General features: G+C 65.0%; 5 protein-coding genes and 1 pseudogene. 4 read left to right on the top strand and 2 right to left on the bottom strand.

Annotation, left to right across the window (positions count from 1 at the left end; translation table 11 throughout):
* The first annotated feature begins 167 nt into the window (after positions 1-167).
* The 3 genes from BST10_RS24260 to BST10_RS21990 all read left to right on the top strand — a co-directional run bounded on the left by BST10_RS24260 (position 168) and on the right by BST10_RS21990 (position 1,985).
* Entirely contained in the window at positions 168-368 is a 201-nt protein-coding gene (locus tag BST10_RS24260; protein ID WP_109559619.1) for a hypothetical protein, read from the top strand.
* A 459-nt stretch (positions 369-827) separates the two neighbouring features.
* Positions 828-1,058, top strand: a complete 231-nt coding sequence (locus BST10_RS23460) for a hypothetical protein (RefSeq protein WP_163762406.1) — start codon at positions 828-830, stop codon at positions 1,056-1,058.
* Positions 1,059-1,424: 366 nt separating this feature from the next.
* Positions 1,425-1,985, top strand: a complete 561-nt coding sequence (locus tag BST10_RS21990; RefSeq protein ID WP_083040739.1) for a recombinase family protein — start codon at positions 1,425-1,427, stop codon at positions 1,983-1,985.
* Between the two features lie 324 nt (positions 1,986-2,309).
* Here the strand turns inward: BST10_RS21990 and BST10_RS21980 are convergent, their stop codons facing one another.
* Positions 2,310-3,302, bottom strand: a complete 993-nt coding sequence (locus BST10_RS21980; RefSeq protein ID WP_083040734.1) for a hypothetical protein — start codon at positions 3,300-3,302, stop codon at positions 2,310-2,312.
* A gap of 150 nt (positions 3,303-3,452) precedes the next feature.
* Here BST10_RS21980 and BST10_RS21975 point away from each other — a divergent pair.
* Positions 3,453-4,010 (top strand): annotated as a pseudogene (locus BST10_RS21975) (recombinase family protein); the annotation flags it as partial.
* 445 nt (positions 4,011-4,455) lie between these two features.
* On the opposite strand, the gene BST10_RS21970 reads toward BST10_RS21975, so the two are convergent.
* Positions 4,456-4,914 (bottom strand): HNH endonuclease, encoded by a 459-nt coding sequence (locus BST10_RS21970; RefSeq protein ID WP_083040731.1) that lies wholly within the window; start codon positions 4,912-4,914, stop codon positions 4,456-4,458.
* Between the last annotated feature and the right edge of the window lie 137 nt (positions 4,915-5,051).

Below are 5,051 nucleotides of genomic sequence, written 5' to 3'. Positions count from 1 at the left end.
GGGCGACGGGGGAGCGGCCAAGGGTGTGGGCTTCATCGCTGGGGCAGGAGGAAATGGTGGCGATGGCGGCAGTGGGAGAACACACGGAGGGGACGCAGGTAACGGAGGCCGTGGTGGCAACGGCCTGAATGGTGCCGATGCAAACAGCGGAGGGAACGGCGGCGAGGGTGGGCACGGGCGAACCGGTGGCGGCGCAGGCGGTGCCGGTGGTGACGGGGGTAGCAGTGGCGGCGGTACCGGCGGGCGCGGTGGTACCGGCGGCAACTCCACCGAAACAGGTGTCGGTGCAGGTTCGGGCGGGGGTGGCGGCGGCGGAGCCGGTAACGGTCCTGGCAGTGTCGGTGGCAACGGTGGCAACGGCGGCATAGGCGGAAAAGCAGGCGCCTCCGGTGGCAGTGCCGCGGGTGGCCAGGGTGGTACGGGCGGAGCTGCCTACGACGGCGGCAGGGGCGGTAACGGGGGCGACGGCGGCGATGGTGGTAGCACCGCTACCAGGCCTAATGCTGAAGCGCGCGGTGGTGACGGGGGAGACGGCGGCTACGCCCGCGGAGGTATAGGGGGAGATGGCGGTGATGGCGGCAACGGGGGGCGCATCGATACCGATATGTCCGGAAGGGTCGCTAACGGCGGTGACGGGGGAGATGGCGGTGCTTCTCACAGCGGCGTAGGTGGTGCGGGCGGTAAGGGAGGTATCGGCGGTTACGGGAGTTGGGGCGCTGACGGCGGGGTCGGAGGTAACGGCGTCAGCGGCGGGACCGGTGGCACGGGGGGGCACGGTGGCAATGGAGGTACTGGTTCCTACCGGGATGGCGGAGAAGGTGGCAACGGTGGCAACGGCACCAACGGTGGCACAGGTGGCGCTGGTGGCAATGGCGGCAACGGTGGCCACGTCGACGAAGTCGTCGACGGTGGCTTGGGCGCTACGGGTGGCGACGGTGGACGCGGGGGTGATGGCGATGGCGTCCTTGGTGGCACGGGGGGCAAGGGCGGCAACGGAGGTGATGGGAGCCGTGGACGAGCCGGTGGTGACGGTGGAGATGGTGGACAAGCAGGCGTAAATGGCAATGGCAGAGGCGGTGACGGTGGGCGTGGTGGCGATGGCACGAACGGACGCACTGCAACGCCAGGTAGAAAGGGGGGAAATGGAGGCGCCGACGGCACACCGGGCCAACCAGGTCCACCCGGGGAGAGCAATATCCAGGTATAAGCCAGCTGCTGCGTTTGCGGTCGTTAGGGATGCATCGGCAGGCCCGGCGCGCTCTTTCCCGAGTCTCGAAAACGATGGGTTGATGAGACTCCGGCAGCTCGCCGCATTCGGGCTCAGCTTCCAGGTCTAACGCGACGTGAGGACGTCTTGAAAACCCGTCTCATAACTTGTATTCTCAAAACCGGGGAATGGACGGGAATATGAGACGGGAGGCTAAGTGGCCACCATCGGATATGCACGGGTGTCGACTATCGACCAGAACCCGCAGCTCCAACTTGACGCGCTCAAGGACGCCGGGGCCACTCGGATCTTCACCGACCACGGCGTCAGCGGTTCCACCGCACAGCGACCAGAACTCGATGGCTGCCTGGACCACCTCCGCGAAGGCGATGAACTCATCGTCTGGAAGCTCGATCGCCTGGGGCGCAACACCCAGCACGTGCTGGCCGTGGTGGACCAACTGACCGCGCGTGGCATCGGCTTCCGGAGCCTGACCGAGGGCCTGCATACCGACGGGCCGATGGGCAAGGCGATGCTGACCATCATGGCCGCCTTCGCCCAGCTGGAGCGCGACACCATTCGCGAGAGGACCCGCGCCGGTCTGACAGCGGCTGCCGCCAACGGACGCAAAGGTGGTCGGCCCCGCAAGGTCGACGACGCCGACGCAGTCAAGGCGCGTGGCCTGCGGGACAAGGGCATCTCGGCCACCGACATCGCGAAGATGCTCGGCGTCTCCCGCGCCACGGTCTACCGATACCTCACCCAGGCTGCTGTTTGACAGTTGGCCAGCTTTACCCTCGCCGCTAGGCCTGGGACATCGTGGCCACGAGTGGAAGGGTTATCCGTGATCCCCGTCGACATTCTTGAATCGCTCATCACTGCCCTGGCGCGGTGGCAGGGGCGCGGGCCCTCTGAAGATGACACCCTGCATGCTGGAAATGAGCTGGCGGCTGCGGCGATGGCAGTGATCTTGTGGGACCGTGATAGCTCAGCGTCGGAGGAGCCTCGAGCTGAGCAGGATTTGCAGGAGTGACACCGCCTCATCGTTACCCGGCGAGGTTGTGACGCCGATCGGGCCGAGCGGGGGAGCGGGCGCCCCTGACTACGCCATGTCATCCTCACAGGACGCGTGCAGCGCGGCGGCGCATGCCTGCCGGTAGTCCTCCATGGTGTCGCGGAACTGCTTCACATTGCGGCGGTCGAGCTTGGGCAACTCCTCTGTATAGCGGGTGCAGACCAGCTTCTGCTTGATCTGGTGGCCCGCAAGGATTTCGTCGCAGCCCTTCACGAACTTGTCGAGAGAGTTCAACCGGCGGGTGAGGTAGCTCGGTACCGCATCGAACTTATTTAGGGTCTCGAGGGCGAGGCCCGGGCCTGGGGGCGGTGACGGGAGTTTGGCCCAGGCTGCTTCGGCATATCCGGTCACCGGCCCCCGTAGCTCGACCCCCCTGAATAAGGCGATGCTCGTCCGCTGTAGCACGACCTGCGTGTTGTCTCCCTGGCGATCCGTCAGGGGCGCTAGCCAAGTGGGCAGCCAAATCAGGTTGGGTACGAAGGAGTACAACCAGGGGTCAGCACCGGCTAGTTTGCCGCTGGGCAGGTCCCGCCAGATATGGCAAGCCGTGAACCCTCGCCAAGGTTTTCGTCCCCGATAGGCGCTTCCTTCCGGGCCGCTGATCGGTAGCGGGAGCGGCAACTTTTTGATGATCGAGTTGTCGTCGCGGAGATAGCCGTCACTTCGTGGTGAACCCCAGGATTCAGGCCCCTGGTCGTAGCGACAGGCCCGGTCCCGGATGCACCACGGCACCATCACCGGCAGAGTTGCGTATATCTCTGGCGACCACCAAATGCCCAGGCGCTGTATGAGCTCGATCGCCAGGTCGCGAAATTCTTCAGCCTTGGGCCCCGCGCGCATCCCCTCGGATAGGTAGCGATACAGAGCGGCGGAACGTGGCGCGTCAAATGCAATCGGACTGGTGTCACTCATCTGGTCCAACACGGCGACCAGTTCGACTGCGCCGTCCACGCCCTTGTCCGTCGTCACGAAAACCTCAATTCCTCCCGTTCGGCGCGTCAGGGCACCGTATTCGGTCACGCCGGACGCTCGCTCCGGTTTGGCTACACCATCTTGTCCGAGCCACGCCACTGCGCCCGTCCGCAGTCTAACTAGGATCGATATTGCGAATTATTCGACATATTTCTACAATGGGTTTAAGAATTAAACAAGACAGGCGGGGATCGGGCATTGAAAAAGGGGAAATCGGTAGGCTACGTGCGTGTAAGCAGCATCGACCTGAACCTAGACAGGCAGCTGGACGGCATTGAACTAGACAGGGTGTTCATCGACCATGCCAGCGGCAAGGACACGTCCCGGCCCGCCTTGACCGAGTGCCTGCGTTTCGTACGTGACGGCGACGAGTTGGTGGTGCACAGCATGGACCGGCTGGCCCGGTCATTAGCGGACCTACGCCGCACCGTGGATGACCTGACTGAGCGCGGCGTCACCGTTCGTTTCGTTAAGGAGGGTTTGACCTTCACTCGCGACACCTCCGACCCGTCTGCAGCCCTGATGCTGTCAGTCATGGGAGCGGTGGCCGAGTTTGAGCGGGCGCTGCAGCTGGAGCGCCAGCGCGAGGGAATCGCCATCGCCAAGGGCAAGGGCGTCTACAAGGGCCGTGTGCCTTCATTGGACCGGGAGCAGGCTGAGGCGATGGTTCAGCGGTTGGCAGATGGTGAATCGGCGTCGGCGCTGGCCCGCGAGTTCGGCGTCAGCAGAGCCACCGTCTACAACACCCGCGAGCGGGTCGTTGCCCAGCCATGGACAGAGGACGACGTGATCGCTGTGGATGACCTGTTCCGTCAGTTCGGCAAGCTCACTGCTTACGACGATAGGGTGCGGGCGCTGGCTGACGCCCTCGGGCGCACTCCGACTGCGGTGTCTGCGCGGATGCGCAACCTGCAGGCCGCGCATGAGGAACCGGGCGCGTACCCGGGCAACGGATGGCACTTCACCAAGATGGACCGGCAGGTGGCGGACCGCGAGTTGGCAGATGGATGATCCCGGTGCCCTGGTCGAGCGATTGTGCCGCGCTGGCGAGCTAGGGCAGGCCGGGCGATGGTGGGCTGATAGTCGGCTGCTACACCGAGCGATTCGTGTCCCCTGCCAGGTGATATGGGGGGCATTGTCTACCGAGGTTGCGGGCACTTCCAAACGCTGAGGGGCTAAGCGCGGTGCGAAGCGCGCATGTCTACGACGAGTCGTCGGGCGCATCGGCGAAGGGTTCCTCCGTGGCCGCCGAGAGGTTGCGCGGATCGTCGACTTCTGCGCCGCCAACCTGTCGCATCCCTTTGGTGGCCGACCGCAGGAACGCCATGATGTGTTCCTTTTCCGACGGGGCGAGCCGCCGGGTGCGGTCGTAGGCGAAGTCCACCTTGTTGCGGTGGCGGTAGCCGCACTCGAGCCATGTGAGCAGCGCGGCCTTATCGGCCGCGCCTAGCTGCTTCACCACCGCCAGGACTTCACCCAAGCTTTCGGGATGAGGCGGAGTGTCCTGGGCTTGTTCGTTGCACCGGGCACACTCGGTCTGCAGGTTGTCGAGGCTGGCTTCGCCCTTCCGGATCTCTGCGATTCTATGGCCCACTGTCAGGCGGGCCTTCGTGCCCGGCTCGCCGGGATACGGCTCGCGAGCGCCGACGCCACAGATCACGCAGCGGCTATGGTCGCGCTCCAGGACTTGTCGCCTCAGTGCGGTCGAGATGGTGGGGTGTGAGCCGTCCCGGTAAGTCCGGAGACTCCCGATCTTGGGAGGATTCGAGTTATGGGACGTGCAAGCAGGTATCCCGC

The organism is Mycolicibacter algericus DSM 45454, from assembly GCF_002086455.1.
Classification (GTDB): Bacteria; Actinomycetota; Actinomycetes; order Mycobacteriales; family Mycobacteriaceae; genus Mycobacterium; species Mycobacterium algericum.
This window is presented reverse-complemented; position numbering and strand designations above follow the sequence as displayed.